Here is an 18,164-nt window from a genome sequence, read left to right as displayed (position 1 = left end):
CGATTGACCAAATGGTCAACTTCGTCATTGCACTTCCTAAAAAACTAGGCTTTGGTGTCGCCCAAGCCTCCAGATGGGAACTCTGGAGAGCATGAATTACTTCGGGAGACAACAATCATGAAATTGATGAAAACCCTGATGGTCGCGACTGCGATGGTGGCTGTGGCCGCCGGCGCCGCCCAGGCCAAGCAGCTGGTTTACTGCTCGGAAGCCTCGCCGGCTCACTTCGATCCCGGCCCGGTGACCGGTGGCAACGACTTCGACGCCTCTGCCCACACGATCTTCGAACGCCTGGTTGAGTTCGCTCCCGGCTCGACCGAAGTCATTCCGGCCCTGGCTGAAAGCTGGGACGTTTCGGCAGATGGCAAGGAATACACTTTCCACCTGCGTCCGGGCGTCAAGTGGCACACCCAGCCCTATTTCACCCCGACCCGCGACCTCAACGCTGACGACGTGATCTTCTCGTTCGAGCGTCAGTGGAAGGAAGACAATCCGTGGCACGCCTATCTCGAAGGCATGACCTGGGACTACTTCCAGGGCATGGACATGCCCAAGTACCTGTCTTCGATCGAAAAGGTCGATGACCTGACCGTCAAGATCACCCTGACCGAGCCGAATGCACCGATGCTGGCAAACCTTGCCATGCAGTTCGCTTCGATCGTGTCGAAGGAATATGCCGACCAGGTCGCTGCAGCCGGTGATCTCGCCGTCTTCTCGACCCAGCCGGTCGGTACTGGCCCGTTCCAGTTCGTCGACTACCAGCTCGACACCGTGATCCGCTATTCCGCATTCCCCGACTACTGGGAAGGCAAGCAGCCGATCGACGACCTGATCTTCGCCATCACCACCGATGCTTCGGTGCGTGCGCAGCGTCTGCTCGCCGGCGAATGCGATATCATGCCCTACCCCGCTCCGGCCGATCTCGAAGCCCTCAAGGCTGACGAGAACCTGACCGTGCAGGAGCAGGAAGGCCTCAATATCGGCTACATCTCCTACAACACGACCGAAGCGCCGTTCGACAATCCGGAAGTGCGCAAGGCCCTGACCATGGCGATCGACAAGTCGGCCATCATCGAGGCCGTCTACCAGGGTGCTGGCCAGGACGCCAAGAACCTGATCCCGCCCACCATGTGGTCCTATGACGATGCCATCGCGGCCGACGTCTATGATCCGGAAGCCGCCAAGGCCGCTCTCGAAGCTGCCGGCGTCACCGGCCTGACGACCGACCTCTGGGCAATCCCGGTGTCGCGTCCCTATAACCCGAACGGCCAGCGCGTTGCCGAACTGATCCAGGCCGACTGGGCCAAGGTCGGCGTCACCGCCAATATCGTGACCTATGAATGGACCGAATATCGCGAGCGCGGCAAGCAGCCCGACCGCAAGGGCCCGTTCATGATCGGCTGGACCGGCGACAATGGCGATCCGGACAACTTCTTCGCGACCCTGTTCTCCTGCTCGGCCATCGGCGTTTCGAACTATTCGAGCTGGTGCAATGACGACTTCGAAGCTGCGATCTCCGCTGCCAAGACCTCGTCTGACCCGGCAGAACGCACCGCGCTCTACACCAAGGCCCAGGAAATCTTCAAGGCTGAAGAACCTGCGATCACCCTGGCCCACAGCCGCGTGTTCATGCCGATGAAGAAGACCGTGCTCAACTATGTCATGAGCCCGCTCGGCAGCCACTCCTTCAAGGGTGTGGACGTTCAGGAGTAAGGTTTTAGCCTTCTCACCAAACAAGGGAGCCTCGATCCGGCAAACACCGGAGCGGGGCTCCGCCTTTTAAGACAGAGCGGGGTTGGATGGGCCAACCAAGGTCCACGGACGCACTCCGCCATAACAGGAAACGGGACCGGCGGGTTCGCCGCATTTGTGCGGCGGGCTTGCGCCCCAGAGGCAAGACCCTCTCATGCTGAACTATGTTTTGCGCAGGATTGCGCTACTGGTGCCGACCATTATCGGCATCTCCATCTGCGCTTTTGCGTTTGTCCGCGTTTTGCCGGGCGATCCCATCCTGGCCATGGCCGGGCAACATGGCGTGACCCCGGAACGCTACGAAATCCTGCGCGAGCAGTTCGGCTATAACCTGCCGATCTGGCAGCAATATTTCAATTATCTGTGGAGCGTGATGCAGGGCGATTTCGGTATCTCGCTCGCCACCAAGCGCCCGGTGATCAATGAGTTCATGGCGCTGTTCCCGGCCACCATGGAGCTGGCCTTCGTTGCGCTGCTCTTTGCCGTCGTCATCGGCATTCCCGCCGGCATCTTTGCCGCCATCAAGCGCGGCTCGTGGTTCGACCAGATCACCATGGGCGTGGCGCTGACCGGCTATTCCATGCCGATCTTCTGGTGGGGGCTGCTGCTCATCATCTTCTTCTCGGGCTATCTCGGCTGGACGCCGGTTTCGGGTCGCATAGCCCTGACCTTCTTTTTGAAGCCCATTACCGGCTTCATGCTGATCGACACGCTGCTTTATGGAAACTGGGCGGCCTTCGTTTCGGCCCTGCGCCACCTGATCCTCCCCGCAATCGTGCTCGGCACCATTCCGCTTGCCGTCATCGCGCGGCAGACGCGCTCGGCCATGCTCGAAGTGCTGGGCGAAGACTATGTGCGCACCGCCCGCGCCAAGGGCATGTCGCCCAATCGCGTGGTCAATGTGCATGCCCTGCGCAATGCCCTGATCCCGGTCGTGACCACGATCGGCCTGCAGGTGGGGCTGCTGCTCGGCGGCGCCATTCTCACCGAGACCATCTTCACCTGGCCGGGCATCGGCAAGTGGATGATCGATTCCATCTCCAAGCGCGACTATGTCGTGGTGCAGTCGGGGCTCCTGATCATTGCTCTCATCGTCATGTCGGTGAACCTGATCGTCGACCTCCTCTACGCGCTCATCAATCCGCGCATCCGGGTGCAGTAACATGGCTACGACCAACACTCCCGCCAGTGCACCGGCCTCGGGCCTGCGTGAATTCTGGTACTATTTCTCCGTCAATCGCGGCGCCGTCATCGGCCTCACCGTCTTTGCCATCCTCGTCTTCGTCGCGATTTTCGCGCCGCTCATCGCGCCCTTTGCGCCCGACGAGCAGTTCCGCGATGCGCTGCTGAAACCCCCGATCTGGGACGCCAATGCCGACCCGCGCTTCATTCTGGGGACCGACCCCGTGGGCCGCGACATGCTTTCGCGCCTCATCCACGGCGCGCGCTATTCGCTGTTCATCGGCTTTTTCGTCGTGGTCGGCGCGCTTGTTGTCGGGGTGATCCTCGGCGTCCTGGCCGGCTATTTCCGCGGCTGGGTCGACGTCCTGATCATGCGCATCATGGACATTATATTGGCTTTCCCGCCGCTGCTGCTGGCCCTGGTGCTGGTGGCCATTCTGGGCCCGGGCCTCTTCAACGCCATGATCGCCATCGCGCTGGTCTTGCAGCCACACTTTGCGCGCCTGGTGCGTGCGGCGGTGATGGCTGAAAAAAGCCGTGAATATGTGACGGCGGCCAAGCTTTCCGGCGCCGGCCATTTGCGCCTGATGATGGTAACGATCCTGCCCAACTGCCTGGGGCCGCTGATCGTGCAGGCAACGCTGAGCTTCTCCAATGCCATTCTTGAAGCCGCCGCGCTCGGCTTCCTCGGCATGGGCGCGCAGCCGCCGACCCCGGAATGGGGCACCATGCTGGCTTCGGCCCGCGAATTCATCCTCAAGGCGCCATGGGTTGTCACATTCCCGGGCCTTGCCATCCTCATCACGGTGCTTGCCATCAATCTCATCGGCGACGGGCTGCGTGATGCGCTCGATCCCAAGCTGAAGAGGAGCTGACGCCATGTCCCTTCTCGAAATCAAGAATCTCACCGTCGCCTTCGACACCTCGGTTGGTCTCTTCAAGGCCGTCGACGGCATCGACATCTCGGTCGACAATCGCGAAGTGCTCGCCATTGTCGGCGAAAGCGGCTCGGGCAAATCGGTGGCGATGCTCGCCACCATGGGCCTGCTTCCAGCAAGCGCCCGCGTCACTGCCGATGTCATGCGTTTTGAAGGCCGCGACCTCCTCAAGATGAGCGACAGCGAAAAGCGGAAAATCATCGGCAAGGACATTGCCATGATCTTTCAGGAGCCGATCGCCAGCCTCAATCCGTGTTTCACGGTCGGCTTCCAGATCGGCGAAGTGCTCGACAAGCATCTCGGCCTCAGGGGCCGGGCGGCGCATGAGCGTGCGGTTCAGCTGCTGAACCAGGTCGGCATTCGCGACGCCGAGGACAAGCTGAAGGCGTTTCCGCATCAGATGTCGGGCGGCCAGTGCCAGCGCGTCATGATCGCCATGGCCATTTCGTGCAATCCAAAACTGCTGATTGCCGACGAGCCGACCACCGCGCTCGACGTGACCATCCAGAAGCAGATTCTTGATCTGCTTGTCGGGCTGCAGCAGCAGACCGGCATGGGGCTGATCATGATCACCCATGACATGGGCGTCGTCGCCGAAACGGCCGACCGCGTCATCGTGCAATATAAGGGGCACAAGATGGAGGAGGCCGATGTGCTCTCCCTCTTTGAAAATCCCCAGTCGAACTATACGCGGGCGCTGCTATCGGCCCTGCCGGAAAATGCCGTGGGCGATCGCCTACCGACCGTTTCCGACATGCTGTTTACCGCCGCCCCGGGAGTTGCCCAATGACGACACCCGTTCTCGAAGTGCGCAATCTCAAGCGCGACTACGTCACTTCCGCCGGCTTTCTGAAGCCGGCCAAGGTGCTGCATGCCGTCAAGGGCGTCAGCTTCACGCTCGAAAAGGGCAAGACACTTGCCGTCGTGGGCGAAAGCGGCTGCGGCAAGTCGACCCTAGCCCGCATGATCACGCTGATCGACGAGGCGACCTCGGGCGAAATTTTTATCGATGGCATCAAGGCCAGCGCGTCGCATGTGACCAAGGAACTGCGCCAAAAAGTGCAGATCGTCTTCCAGAATCCCTATGGCTCGCTCAATCCGCGCCAGAAGATCGGCGACGTGCTCTCCGAACCGCTGCTGCTCAATACCGACATGTCGGCAGCCGAGCGGCGCGAAAAGGCCATGGCCATGCTGACCAAGGTCGGCCTGCAGCCTGAGCACTATAACCGCTATCCGCACATGTTCTCGGGCGGCCAGCGCCAGCGCATCGCCATTGCCCGGGCGCTGATGCTCAATCCCAGCTTCCTGGTGCTCGACGAGCCGGTTTCGGCGCTCGACCTTTCGGTGCAGGCGCAAATCCTGAATCTCTTGAAGGATTTGCAGGACGAGTTCGGGCTGACCTATGTCTTCATCAGCCATGACCTCTCGGTCGTGCGCTACATCGCTGACGAAGTCATGGTCATGTACTTTGGCGACGTCGTTGAACACGGCAGCCGGGACGCGGTGTTTTCGAACCCGCAGCACGCCTATACCAAGACCCTCTTTGCCGCGACGCCGCAGACCGAGGTCGAGCACATCCGTGCCCGTATCGCGCGCAAAAAGGCGGCTGTGGCCTGATCCCATTGTCGCAGCGCCGGCGCGGAGCCAAGCGGCCCGCGTCGGCGTTGTCTGGGAATGCCGACGCGTACGCAGGAACTTCGATCCAAACAGCCAGACCGGGGCCGCAGGGCCACCGCGCCAGTGGGCATTCCCTGGCGCGGCTGGAAGGATATCGCCTATCGGCTGTTCATCGGTTTTAGCGAAAACCGCGTGCTGCTGACGGCCGCGGGCGTTGCCTACTTTCTGCTCTTCGCACTGGTGCCATCGCTGAGCCTCTTCGTCTCGCTTTATGGCCTCCTCAATGATCCCGTCGGTGTGGTCGATCAGCTCAGCCTGCTCGATGGCATCGTGCCGGCCAGCGGCCTCGACATCATCCGCGAACAGCTGGTGCGCCTGACGAGCCAGGATAGCGGCGAACTCGGCATTGCCCTTGTCGTCTCGCTCGTGGCGGCGCTTTGGGGCGCCAGTGCTGGTATCAAGGCTTTGTTCGACGCCATGAACGTCGTCTATGGCGAGCAGGAAAAGCGGAACATCTTTCATATTCACCTGCTCGCCCTCGCCTTCATCTTGGGCGGGTTGATCATGCTGGTGTTGATGCTGGCGGTCATGCTGATCGTGCCCGCTTTGCTGCAGATATTCGCGCTCGGGGGCTATGAGTGGATCGTGCGGGCCGGCGCCTATGTGCTGATGCTCGTAAGCCTCCTCGTCGCGCTTTCGTCGATTTACCGCTGGGGCCCAAGCCGGGCCAAGGCCAAGTGGCGCTGGATCACGCCGGGGAGCCTCTTTGCAACCGTCGGCATCATGCTCATGTCGGCGGGCTATTCCTGGTACGCGGCCAATTTTTCCAGTTTCAACGCCACCTATGGCTCGCTGGGGGCGCTGATCGGCTTTCTCACCTGGATCTGGCTTTCGGTGACCATCGTCATTCTGGGCGGATCGCTCAACTCGGAGAGCGAGCACCAGACGACGGCGGATTCCACCACGGGCGAACCGCGCCCGATGGGCGAGCGCGGCGCCTATGTCGCCGACACGGTGGGTGGGCGCTGGCCAGCCAAGGGCGGGGAAGCCGCCAAGGAGCAGCCGGCCAGCGAGGACGTCGCTAGACGTTGACGCGGCGGCCTTCGCGCGAGGAGGCGATGAGCGCGTCGATCAGCTTGTGCACGGCGAGAGCCGAATGGCCGGTCGAGACCGGCTGCCGCCCCTCCTGCACCGCATCGGCGAAATCCGCGATCTGGGCCATATGCCAGTCGAACGGAAAAGCCATGGGATCAGCGCCGCCACCGGAATTGCTGGCCTCGCCCACATTCTCCTCGCGGCCATCGAACCATTTCAGGTTGAGGTTGCCACCCGCGAGGGTGGCGCTGGCCTTTTCGAAATTGAGCGTGATGCTCTCGGCGCCGCCGGGGAAATTGGCCGTGGTGGCCATCAGCCCGCCCACCGCGCCATGCGCGAATTCCAACCCACCGGCAACGAAGTCTTCTGTTTCCATTCGGTGGAAGCCGGTGGTCGCGGCAAGGGCGGTGACCGACTTCACCGGGCCGGTGAGGCTCAGCATCAAGTCGAGCGAGTGGATGGCCTGGGTGATGAGGACGCCGCCGCCGTCCTGGGCAAATGTGCCGCGACCGGGCTTGTCATAGTAACCCTGCTGCGGGCGCCACCACGGCACGACGAGATGGGCGGCGAAGAGTTTTCCTAAGTCGCCGCTGGCAACCTTCTCGGCCAGCGCTTTCGAGGCGGCGCGGAACCGGTGCTGGAAGATGATGCCCAGGGTCACCCCTGCCCTGTCACAAATCTCGACGATGCGGGCAGCGGCTTCCGTCGTGCGTTCGACGGGCTTTTCCATCAGCACATGCTTGCCGGCCGCTGCCGCCGCGGCGACCAGCGGTTCGCGTGCATTGGGCGGGGTCAGGATGAGAACCGCATCAAGGTTGGGATCGGCCAGCATGGCTTCGTAGCTTTGTGCTGCCGGAAAATCATAAAGGTCGCAAAACTGCTTGAGCGCTTCTGCGTCACGCCGCCAGACGCCGCGGACGTCGATCCGGTCGCGGAGGGCGTCGAGAGCCAGCGCATGCGGCTTTGCCGCCATGCCCGCGCCAACTACGCCCAGCCCAAATTTCCTGCCCAGCGCCATTTCCGCCCTCTCCAAAATCTGTTCCATACAAGATAGACGGAGGGGGTTTAGCGAAATTCGTCTGGTTTGTCGCCTGTTCTAGCTGGCCCGACGCCAGCTTTGTTCGGCAAGGAAGGCTTCGAGCGCCTCGCGCGGCATGGGCTTGGCGAAGGCATAGCCCTGCAGGATGTCGCAACCGAGATCGCGCAGGATTTTCGCGTGTTCCATGGTCTCGACGCCCTCGGCGACGATCTCGATATCCATGGCCTTGCCGATATCGACGATGGAGGCGACGAGCCGACGCTGGCTCGGCTCGGTGATGATCGGATCGACCAATTGTCGGTCGATTTTAAGACGGCGCGGATGCAGCTTTTGCAGCGAGACGATGGAGGCATAGCCAGTGCCGAAATCGTCGATTTCGACATCGATGCCGAGCGCCTTGATCTGCTCGATATTCCAGGCGATGACGCCGTCGCTCTCATCGAGATAGATGGATTCGACGAGTTCAAAGGCGATGCGGCCTTCGGCGATGTCCATTTCCCGCAGCGCGGCGACGAGGTTCTCGTCGTGGAGGCGCCGCTGGGAGACATTGACCGAAACCCGCGGCACGCGCAGTCCCAGGCGGTCCCAGCGTTCGAGATCATGCAGGCTCTGCTGCAGAATGGCGTGGTCGATGGCGGCGACGACGCTCAGCTCCTCGGCAATCTCCATAAAGCTGTCGGGACTGCGCAGGCCCAGCGTCGGATGCCGCCAGCGGGCCAGCGCCTCGACACCGACGACATCGAGCGTTTTGGCGTCGAACTGGGGCTGGTAGTGGGCAATGAAATCCTGGTTCTCGAGGCTGTTGAGGATTTCGTCGGCGACGCGCTTGGTATTGATCACCTCAGCCTGCAGCGCTGCGGAGAAGAATTCAAAACGATTGCGGCCGCGATCCTTGGCGCGATAGAGCGCGATATCGGCATTGATCAGCAATTGCTCGACATCGATGGCCGGCACCATGCCCGTGGCGATGCCGACGCTGACGCCGCAGCGGCATTCGTGCCCTTCATGCATGACCGGCTTGCGCATGGCTTCGACGAGCCGCCCGGCGAGCCGGGCCAGGCCTTCCTCGCCATGGCTATTGCTGGAGACGACGACGAATTCGTCGCCGCCGATGCGGGCGACAAAGTCGGTGTCGCGGCAGCTCTCGCGCAGCACCTTGCTGGCATGGATGAGCATGGCATCGCCCGCGGCGTGGCCGAGCGTATCGTTGATCTGCTTGAAACGGTCGAGATCGATATGGAGCAGCGCGATCGTGCCGGAATCGTCAAACCCTCCGGCAGCATTGCCGCGGAGCATTTCGTCGAGATAACGCCGGTTGGGCAGGCCCGTCAGGCTGTCATGGAGCGCATTGTGCTCGATGCGCACGCGCGCCGCTTCCAGTTCAGTATTGCGCGCTTCGGTCATGGCCTTGGCGCGGCGCAGGTCTTCGCTCAGCGCCACGTCGGCGGTCACGTCCCAATTGATGCCCATGACGCGGTCGTCCTCGCCGGGCGCGCGATAGAGCACGGCGATGGAGCGGATGTGGCGCGTCGTGCCATCGGCCAGCACGATGCGGTAGTCCGATTGATAGCGGCCATTGGCGATGGACTTGCGGAATTCGCTTTCGGCCCGCGCCTTGTCCTCGGGGTGAACCACCTTTTGCCAATGGTCATGCGTGCGCCCGCCGCCATCGGCCGACATGCCGTAGATTTCGTTGGTGCGCGCGTCCCACACTTCCTCGCCGCTCGCCAGGTCCAGCTCCCAAAGCCCGACCTTGGAGGTTTCAAGGGCAAGGTTGAGCCGCTGGGTCTGCTGGGTCAGCTCGGTCTCGCGAGCCCGCAGCTGGGCGATATAGTCGTGGCGCTGGCTGATCATGCGGCCCGCGATGATGAAGGGCAGCAGGATCAGGCAGCCGGCGATGAAGATGGCGCCACGCAGCATGAACTGGCTTGCCATGCTCGATTGCCAGCCGTCCTTGGGCACGGCGGCGATCTGCCAGCTGCCGCTGGGCAGGGTGACATTGGCAAGGACCGGCTGGCGGGCGCTCAGACTGTCGCCGTAAAAGATCTTGCCGTGGCGCCCCTGGGCGTCATGGCCGGTAATGGAAATATCGAGATCAGAAAGCGACGGATCGTAGAGTCCGCTATCTTGATAGAGCCGGTCGACGTCGATGACGGCGGAGACGACGCCCCAGAATTTCTTCCAGCCATCCTCGGTGGTATGGACCGGGAAGCGGCCAACAAAACCGCGTCCGCCCTGGACGAGATCGACCGGGCCGGCCAGCACCATCCTGCCGGTGAACAGCACCTGCTGCACGGCGTCCCACTGGCTGGGGGTCTGGCGATAGTCGAGGCCGATGGCCTTTTCGTTACCGGCCAGCGGATAGGTCATGCGGATGACGAGATCGGGCGCGGCGGCAACCGAGCGCAGCTGGCTGTCTTCTTCGAAGAGATTGCCGACCAGCGCGTCAAAACGGGTCTGATCCATGTCGGGTTCGGTCGAAATGACCGAGACGAGGCCCCGCACCAGCTGGACATTGCTCGAGACATGCCCTTCGAGCTTGGCGCGGATGACGGAAATGCGGCCCAGAACTTCGGAACGGACCCGTTCCTGATTGATGGTTTCGGCCTGGCGGTCGAGCACGACCCCGGCGATGGCGACTACCAGAAATGCCAAAAGGGCAGGCAGGAAGCTCGTCCGCCGCCACTCCCGGTTCTTCTGCTTCGCCCCGCCGAAACCCATATTGCCCATATGCCTGCAAGGACCAATACCGGTCTCTGCAGGTCATAGTAGGGGGCAGAATTGACCAGTTCCTTACCGGACATACGCAATTAGACGCTTGGTAAATATCTGGCAAAGTCTGGCTGGATCAGTCGGCGCGGCGGCCCGTTTCAGTATTGAAGGGGTGCAGCGCATCTAGGGGCAGGACGAAATCGAGCACTTCGCCTTCGCTCAGGCGTGAGCGGCCCTCGACGACGATGATCACGACCTGATCGAGGCCCTCGACGCGGACATAGAGGTGGCTTTCCCCGCCGACCGGCTCGATCAATTCCACCGCGCCCGAGAGCCGCAAGCCGGTGCCGCTTCCGGTCTCGATCCGGTCGGGCCGGATGCCGACAATGTCGGTGCCCGCCGGCAGGGACGCGGCCAGATCCTGACCCGCCGCCCGGCTCAAGGCGTCGAGCTTGAAGAGGTTCATCGGCGGCGAACCGATAAAGCCGGCTACAAAGAGGGAAGCCGGACGATCATAGAGCTCGATGGGTTTGCCCACCTGCTCGATGCGGCCGGCATTCATCACCACCAGCCGATCGGCCAGGGTCATGGCTTCGAGCTGATCGTGGGTGACGTAGACGCTGGTGGTTTTCAGGGATCGCTGCAGGCGGCGGATTTCGATGCGCATCTGCCCGCGCAGTTTTGCATCGAGATTGGAAAGCGGCTCGTCGAACAGAAAGGCCTTGGGCTGGCGGACGATGGCACGGCCCATGGCGACGCGTTGGCGCTGGCCGCCGGACAGCTGGCGCGGCTTTCGATCGAGGAAGGGCGCGATCTCGAGGACGCGCGCCGCCTCGTTGACGCGGCGGTCGATTTCCTCGCGCGGCGTGCCGCGGTTCTTCAGGCCATATTCGAGGTTCTGCCGCACGCTCATATGCGGATAGAGCGCATAGTTCTGGAACACCATGGCGATATCGCGCTCGGCCGGCTCCTTGCGGTTGACCACCTCGCCACCGATGGAAATCGTGCCATCGGTGATGGTTTCGAGTCCTGCGATCATGCGCAGAAGAGTGGACTTGCCGCAGCCCGAGGGGCCGACCAGCACGACCATTTCGCCATCCTCGATATCGAGGTCGAGGCCGTGAATGGCGGTGACATTGCCCTGATAGGTTTTCTTGACTTGGGAAATCTTGATCGGAGCCATGACTTATTTCTCGGTGTCCACGAGGCCTTTGACGAAGAGGCGCTGCATGAAGATGACGATGAGGATCGGGGGGAGCATGGCCAGCACCACGGCGGCCATAATGAGATTCCATTGCGGGTCGGCGTCGGCGACGGCGGCCATGCGCTTCACGCCCATCATGAGCGTGTAATAGTTGCGGTCGGTGGTCACCAGCATGGGCCAGAGATACTGCATCCAGCCGAAGATAAAGAGGATGACGCAGAGCGCAGCGATATTGGTGCGCGAGAGGGGCAGCAGGATGTCGCGGAAAAACTTCATCGGCCCCGCGCCATCGACGCGGGCGGCTTCCATCAGCTCATCGGGAATGGTCATGAAGAACTGGCGGAAGAGGAAAGTCGCGGTCGCCGAGGCGATGAGCGGCACGGTCAGGCCGAGATAGGAATTAAGCATCCCCAGGTTCGCCACCACCGAATAGGTGGGAATGATGCGCACTTCGACCGGCAGCATCAGGGTGATGAAGATCAGCCAGAAGGCCAGGTTTCGGAACGGGAACTTGAAATAGACGATGGCGAAGGCGGAGAGGATCGAAATGACGATCTTGCCCGCGGTGATGATCACGGCCATCCAGAGCGAGTTCCAGGCCATGACCCAGAAGGGCGGCAGGCCGGGCGACTGGTGCGTCAGTGTTGCCACGAGATTGTCGATGAGGTGCGAGCCGGGCCACATGGGCATCATGCCGCTCGACATGGCCGTCGCGTCGTGGGTTGCCGCCACGATGGCGATATAGACCGGAAAGACGATGACGGCGACGCCGACGATCAGCACGAAGTGGGTGAGTAAGGTCAGGAAGGGGCGATTTTCTACCATTTGTCCTTGTCCTCAGTACTGCACGCGCCGCTCGACATAGCGGAACTGGAGGAAGGTGAGCCCGATGACGAAGAGCATGAGGACGACCGACTGGGCCGAGGACGAGCCGAGGTTGAGGCCGATGAAACCGTCGGCATAGACCTTGTAGACGAGGATATTGGTCGCCTGGTTCGGGCCGCCCTGGGTGGTGGCATCGATGGTGCCAAAGGTGTCGAACATCGTGTAGTTGACGTTGACGATGAAGAGGAAAAAACGTCGTCGGCGACAGGAGCGGCAGGACGATGGTGAAGAAGCGTTTCACCGGCCCTGCCCCATCGATGGCGGCAGCCTCGGTTAGCGATTGCGGCACCGATTGCAGGCCGGCGAGGAAGAACAGGAAATTGTAGGAGACCTGTTTCCAGCTCGCGGCCACGATGACGAGGATCATGGCCTGGGTGCCGTTGAGCTTGTGGTTCCAGTCGACGCCGAAAAAGCTCAGCATATAGGGCAGGATGCCCGAGCTCGAATTGAACATGAACCACCAGAGAATGCCGGCGACGACCGGGGCGACGGCATAGGGCCAGAGCAGAAGCGTCGAATAGGCATTGGCGCTGCGCACGAGGCGGCTGACCGCGACGGCCAGCAGCAGGCCCATGCCCATGGAGAGCATGGTGACGGCGACGGCAAAGATCGCCGTGCGGCCGATGGCGTCGAGATAGAGCGGATCCTGGAAGAGGCGCTGATAGTGCAGGAGGCCAACAAAGGTGCTGTTGAGCCCGAAGGGATCTTCGCGCAGGAACGATGACTGGACCGCCTGCCAGGTCGGCCAGATGAAGAAGACCAGCGTGATGACCAGCTGCGGCATGACAAGCGCATAGGGCAGCGTCTTGCTGGGAAAGGTTGTGCGCTTCGTTTCCACGAATGGCCCCGCTTCCAGAAAAGCAAAAGAGACGGAGGGGCAGGCCGGAACGCGCCGGCCTGCCCCGGAGATCAGGATTTACTGAGCGTTGGACGCTTCGAAGTCGCGCAGCAGCTGGTTGCCACGGGAGACGGCGCTGTCGAGGGCTTCCTGGGCGGTCTTGCTGCCCGAGAGCAGAGCCTGGAATTCTTCGTCGACGACGTTGCGGACCTGGGTGAAGTTGCCGAAGCGAACGCCCTTGGAATTGGCCGTCGGCGTGCCGCGGGTGATCTGGTTGATGGCAACGTCAGAGCCGGGGTTCTCGGCATAGTAGTTCTGGCTCTGGCCCAGTTCGAAGGCCTCGTTGGTGATCGGCAGGTAGCCGGTGAACTGGTGCCAGGCAGCCTGGACTTCGGGCTGGCTGAGATAGGTGAAGAACTTTGCGGCGCCCGCATATTCTTCGGTCGACTTGCCGTTCAGCACCCAGAGGGTGGCGCCGCCGATGATCGAGTTCTTGGGCTCAGCGATCACGTCGTCATAATAGGGAAGCGGGGCAAAGCCGACTTCAAAGTCCTTGGCGTTGTTGATGACACCAGCGCGGCCTGCCGAGGAATTCATGATCATCGCGCAGTCCTGCGCATAGAAGAACGGAGCAGCATCCGCTCCACCTTCCGGACCACCATATTTGAACAGGCCAGCATCGGACCAGGTCTTGAGGTTGTTCCAGTGGCGGGCCTGGAGTTCACCGTTGAAGGTGAATTCGGTGTCGAAACCGGCAAAGCCGTTTTCCTTGCTGCCGAAGGGCTGGTCGTGGATGGCCGAGAGGTTCTCGGTCTGGATCCAGGTCACCCAGCCAGTGGTGAAGCCGCAGGTGGCAGCGCCCGATTCAACGATCTTCTTGGAGAAGGCTTCGACGTCAGCCCAGGTCTTGGGGGCGGTTTCGCGGTCGAGACCGGCTTTTTCGAACACGTCCTTGTTGTAGTAGAGGATCGGGGTCGAGGAATTGAACGGAAGCGAGAGAATGTTGCCTTCCGGATCCGAATAGTAGCCCACGACCGGGGCAAGGAACTCGGAGGGATCGAAGGCTTCGCCCTGATCGGCCATGAGCTGGTAGACCGGATAGACGGCGCCCTTGGCAGCCATCATGGTGCCCGTGCCGACTTCAAAAACCTGCACGATGGCCGGCTGCTCATTGGCGCGGAAAGCAGCAATGGCCGAGGTCAGCGTCTCGGCATAGGTGCCCTTGTAGACCGGGGTCACGACATAGTCGGACTGGCTGGCGTTGAAATTGGCGGCGATTTCTTCGAGCTTGGTGCCCAGCTCGCCACCCATGGCGTGCCACCAGGTGACTTCGGTTTGCGCAAAGGCGGCCGAGGTGGAAAGCATCAGCGAAAGGGCAGCAAGCCCGGCAACGCCGTTCAGGTTCTTCATATCTTGTCTCCCGTCGGACCGGATCGGCGCGTGGCCGTCCGGCTCCCTGCCAGACTTTTGAAACGTGAAGCGCCGGATGCTTTCGGGCGGCGGGCTCTGCAAAACTGGCGAAGCCGTTTCGACAAACCGAAAGTTCAAGCGCGCATTCCGGACTCCCCATTCGAAAGGAAGGCGGCGTGCGAGCCCGATCTATTGGCAGCGATTAACGTCCGCGTGACGGTGACATGTCAGTTCGGTGACTGTGGAAAGCACTGCGCCGCGGCCAAAAGGCTGCGGTGGTCCCGTGGGGCCATCAGCAATGCCACGGCCAGACGTTTCGGCGCTCGTTTTCATTCGAAAGCGGCACTTACTCCGAAAACCCCTCAGCGGCGGGTCATGACCAGATTTCGGCCCGATCCGCCGGGGGGAATGGAGAGCGCGATCACAATGTTTGCGGCATCCGCCACATGCGCGGCGCGTTCGGCCCATTCGACGAGAACAAAAGACGTTGAATTGTCGAGCAAACCCAATTCGTCCGCCTCGGCGGCGTCGCCGAGCCGGTAGAGATCGGCATGCAGCACCGGCCCCCTTGGGGTGTCATAGGGCTGCACCAGGGCGAAGGTGGGCGACGGGACTTCGAGGTCCGGATCATTCGCCAGCGCCCGAATGGTGGCGCGGGCCAGAGCCGATTTGCCGGCGCCGAGTTCACCTTCGAGACTGACAATGTCGCCTTGCTGCAGCAGGGCCGCCAGTTCCCGTCCAAAGGCGATCGTCGCCTCATCATCGGGAAGGAAGCGTTCCATTTATTCGGCGACGCCGGCAAGCGCGCTGTCGCGCGGCAGGTTGACGACGATACGGCTGCCGCGCGGTTCGCGCTGCTGGGCCGAAATCGTGCCGCCATGGAGATTGACGAAGGTGCGCACGATGGAGAGCCCCAGGCCCGCGCCACGCAGGCGCCCACCGGCGCTCGGCGTATCGAGGCGGGTGAGGATGGCAGAGCGCAATTCGTCGGTCAGGCCCGGGCCTTCATCCTCGATGATGAACAGCATGCGGTCGGCGCGATGCGTCACGGTCAGCCGGATTTCGCCACCCGGCGGGGAGAAGCGCGCGGCATTGGAGAGGAGATTGTAGAGCACCTGCACGATGCGGGTGCCGTCAGCGATGAATTCGGGCAGGTTCGGCTCGACCTCGACGACGAGGTTGGTGGAATTGCCCGACACTTCGGGGAAACTGGCCGAGAGGCCAGCCCGCGCCTTGTCGATCAACCCCTGCACGCTGAGCGGCTCGGGATTAAGCTCGGCAATGCCGGCATCGACCGAGGCGAGGTCCAAGATATTGTCGATGAGAACGCCGAGCGTCACGGACGAGGCGCGAATATATTCGATATAGGCTTTTTGCCGTTCGTTGAGGCTGTCGCCTTCGGTACCGGCAAGCAGGTCGGCAAAGCCGATGATATTGGTCAGGGGGCTGCGCAACTCATAGGAGACGTTTTCGACGAAAGCGTCCTTGAGGCGGTCGGCGGTGACCAGCGCATCGTTGCGTTCCTTGAGGACCTTTGAGTAGCTCGCGCTCTCGGTCACATCGAGGAAGGTCATCATGGTCTGCCCATCGGGCAGGCGCGTCGTCGCATAGTCGAGCAGGCGCCCATCGGTGCGCTCGATCCGCCCGGCCTTGTCGGTGCGGGTGGGATTGAGGTCGATGATATTGCGCTTGAGATCGGCCCAGATCTTTGCCCCGTCCTGCAGGACCTGGCCTGATGCATCGGCGATCTGGTCGATATGGGGATTGGCGCCGAGCGTATTCATCGGCAGCTTCCACAGCGCGGAAAGCCGCGGGTTGGATAGCGCCAGGCGGCCATTGGTGCCGAACACGGCCACCGCTTCCGACAGCGAATTGATGGTTTCGCGCTGCACATTGGTCATGGCCTTGTTGGCCGATTCCAGTTCCAGACGCTCGGTCAGGTCTTCAAAGACATAGATCACGCCGCCATGTGTTCCAGCCGGAGCCGAAATGACCTTGATGGTGCGTCCATCGGGCAGGTGCCAGGGTTCGGCTTCGAACGGGGCTTTGCGCGCGTAGCTCTCGAGATGTTTGGCGCGCCAGGTGTGGTAGTCGACCTGATTGGGCAGCATGCCCTCGGTGCGCAGCTTGTCGAGAATGGCGCGCTCGTCGAGGCCGGGGGTGAGGAATTTGGGGTCGAGATCCCAGAGCGCAGCATAAGCGGGGTTGAACTGGATCAGCTCGCGCCGCGCATTGAAAATGGCGATCGGGGTGGCGAGGGCATCGATGATCCCCGCGATATGGGCAAAGCTCGGTTCGCCCGCCTTGTCATCGCTGACGACGACAGGCTCGAAATAGCCGGCGCGACCTTCGGCAACCGGCACATCAACCAGTTCGAATTCGCCGCCCTTGCCCAGCGACACGCGCTGGCGCACGGCCTCGTCATTGCCGCGACATTCGGCCAGATGGGCCTGCAATTGTTTTGCATCGAGCAGTTCGGGCGGCGCTTCCCCGCTCACCGGCTTGCCCAGGGTACGGCAGAGGTCGAGATAGGGCTGATTGGCAAAGACGAGACGACCGCTGGTATCGCGCAGGAAAGCGGGCCTGTTGAGCAGGTCCAGCAGTGCCAGCACGCTGTCGCGGTCACTGCCATCGACCACCGGCGCATCCGTACCCGGTTGCGCGAAAGCGGGGCGGAGGCGCAGGGCCGCGCCGCCGCCGGCAAGCCAGCCGGTCGCGCGGACAAGACGCCCATCGAGCGCCTTGACGCTGGCGTTGAAAGGCCGGCCTTCGACGCGCAACTGTTCCACCAATTGGGCGAGATTGTCGGCTTCGCTGCCCGAAAGCCAGGTATCGAAATTGAGCACGCTCTGAGGCTGGCGCCCTGGCGGCAGCACGGCGGCTGCCTGACCCAGCAGGCGCGGCGGCATGCCCGGCTGTTCGGGCCAGATGACGGTCAGTTCGCGACTGCCGCCGATGAGGTTTTCATAATCGTCGACGAGGGCCCGGAGATCGGCGATCTGGCCCTTGGCCTGGCGTTGCGCCAGGCGGCCGTCACGCAGAATGGTGCGCAGCACGGTGACCGCGACAAGGGCGAAGCCGCCCGCGCCGATCACGACCGCGACTGGAACAATGCCGCCCAGATTTGCCGTCGAAGCTCCCTGAGCGAAGGCTGGGACAGCCATCATCAGGGTCAATGGAGCACACGCAGCAACTGCGAATCTCCAATGCTTCCGGAGTGGATCCGGCGCCATAGACAGCCCTCTCTTCTTTTGTTTCGCTGCAAGTCCGGCAAAGCCGGTACGCGTGCACATGAGACAGGCGCCCAAACGCGGAAACCCTCAATGAGGATTCCAGGTGCCCCCGAACCGGTTACGTGTCCCCCGACAACCGAATCGCCTCACCATACCGAGGTGGGGAATCGGGAAAAAGAGTCCTTATGGCTGTGCTTTGCGGGCAAAGCGCGAAGGAAGCGCTTGACCGAGAACGAACTAGAAACGATTTGTTAACCAT

The 18,164-nt window shown here is 62.1% G+C and carries 13 protein-coding genes and 1 pseudogene; 6 read left to right on the top strand and 8 right to left on the bottom strand.

Going from position 1 to position 18,164, the window contains the following annotated elements; all coding sequences use genetic code 11:
* The first annotated feature begins 117 nt into the window (after positions 1-117).
* The 6 genes from NVV77_RS14210 to NVV77_RS14185 all read left to right on the top strand — a co-directional run bounded on the left by NVV77_RS14210 (position 118) and on the right by NVV77_RS14185 (position 6,581).
* Positions 118-1,713, top strand: coding sequence for an ABC transporter substrate-binding protein (locus NVV77_RS14210; RefSeq protein ID WP_295414351.1), 1,596 nt, complete (start codon positions 118-120; stop codon positions 1,711-1,713).
* 193 nt (positions 1,714-1,906) lie between these two features.
* Positions 1,907-2,914, top strand: a complete 1,008-nt coding sequence (locus tag NVV77_RS14205) for an ABC transporter permease subunit (RefSeq protein WP_295414349.1) — start codon at positions 1,907-1,909, stop codon at positions 2,912-2,914.
* 1 nt (position 2,915) lies between these two features.
* Complete coding sequence (locus tag NVV77_RS14200; protein WP_295414347.1) at positions 2,916-3,809, top strand: ABC transporter permease subunit; 894 nt, start codon at positions 2,916-2,918, stop codon at positions 3,807-3,809.
* Positions 3,810-3,813: 4 nt separating this feature from the next.
* A complete protein-coding gene (locus NVV77_RS14195; protein ID WP_295414346.1) occupies positions 3,814-4,662 on the top strand; it encodes an ABC transporter ATP-binding protein in 849 nt (282 codons plus the stop codon).
* Positions 4,659-5,489: a dipeptide ABC transporter ATP-binding protein gene (locus tag NVV77_RS14190; RefSeq protein ID WP_295414345.1), complete on the top strand. Its 831-nt coding sequence runs from the start codon at positions 4,659-4,661 to the stop codon at positions 5,487-5,489. Before NVV77_RS14195 ends, NVV77_RS14190 begins: the two co-directional genes overlap by 4 nt.
* 123 nt (positions 5,490-5,612) lie before the next feature.
* Positions 5,613-6,581: a YihY/virulence factor BrkB family protein gene (locus NVV77_RS14185; protein ID WP_295414343.1), complete on the top strand. Its 969-nt coding sequence runs from the start codon at positions 5,613-5,615 to the stop codon at positions 6,579-6,581.
* Here the strand turns inward: NVV77_RS14185 and NVV77_RS14180 are convergent.
* From NVV77_RS14180 to NVV77_RS14145, 8 genes and pseudogenes are all read right to left on the bottom strand, one after another.
* Positions 6,571-7,602: a Gfo/Idh/MocA family oxidoreductase gene (locus tag NVV77_RS14180; protein ID WP_295414342.1), complete on the bottom strand. Its 1,032-nt coding sequence runs from the start codon at positions 7,600-7,602 to the stop codon at positions 6,571-6,573. The genes NVV77_RS14185 and NVV77_RS14180 overlap by 11 nt on opposite strands.
* A 78-nt stretch (positions 7,603-7,680) precedes the next feature.
* Positions 7,681-10,353 (bottom strand): EAL domain-containing protein, encoded by a 2,673-nt coding sequence (locus NVV77_RS14175; protein WP_367178625.1) that lies wholly within the window; start codon positions 10,351-10,353, stop codon positions 7,681-7,683.
* Positions 10,354-10,471: 118 nt separating this feature from the next.
* Complete coding sequence (locus NVV77_RS14170; protein WP_295414341.1) at positions 10,472-11,518, bottom strand: sn-glycerol-3-phosphate import ATP-binding protein UgpC; 1,047 nt, start codon at positions 11,516-11,518, stop codon at positions 10,472-10,474.
* A 3-nt stretch (positions 11,519-11,521) separates the two neighbouring features.
* Entirely contained in the window at positions 11,522-12,364 is an 843-nt protein-coding gene (ugpE, locus tag NVV77_RS14165; RefSeq protein WP_295414340.1) for a sn-glycerol-3-phosphate ABC transporter permease UgpE, read from the bottom strand.
* A 12-nt stretch (positions 12,365-12,376) separates the two neighbouring features.
* A pseudogene (gene ugpA, locus NVV77_RS14160) lies at positions 12,377-13,208 on the bottom strand (sn-glycerol-3-phosphate ABC transporter permease UgpA).
* Positions 13,209-13,340: 132 nt separating this feature from the next.
* Positions 13,341-14,672: a sn-glycerol-3-phosphate ABC transporter substrate-binding protein UgpB gene (gene ugpB / locus NVV77_RS14155; RefSeq protein WP_295414338.1), complete on the bottom strand. Its 1,332-nt coding sequence runs from the start codon at positions 14,670-14,672 to the stop codon at positions 13,341-13,343.
* A 362-nt stretch (positions 14,673-15,034) separates the two neighbouring features.
* Positions 15,035-15,454: a tRNA (adenosine(37)-N6)-threonylcarbamoyltransferase complex ATPase subunit type 1 TsaE gene (gene tsaE, locus NVV77_RS14150; RefSeq protein WP_295414336.1), complete on the bottom strand. Its 420-nt coding sequence runs from the start codon at positions 15,452-15,454 to the stop codon at positions 15,035-15,037.
* The gene (locus NVV77_RS14145; protein WP_295414334.1) at positions 15,455-17,836 is read right to left on the bottom strand and encodes a PAS-domain containing protein; all 2,382 of its coding nucleotides are present in this window, start codon (positions 17,834-17,836) and stop codon (positions 15,455-15,457) included. It abuts the gene before it with no gap.
* Positions 17,837-18,164: the final 328 nt, after the last annotated feature.

Origin of the sequence: Devosia sp. (assembly GCF_024707125.1) — a bacterium.
Classification (GTDB): domain Bacteria; phylum Pseudomonadota; class Alphaproteobacteria; order Rhizobiales; family Devosiaceae; genus Devosia.
Note: the sequence above shows the minus strand (reverse complement) of the source record. Positions and strands in the feature narration are given on the sequence as shown.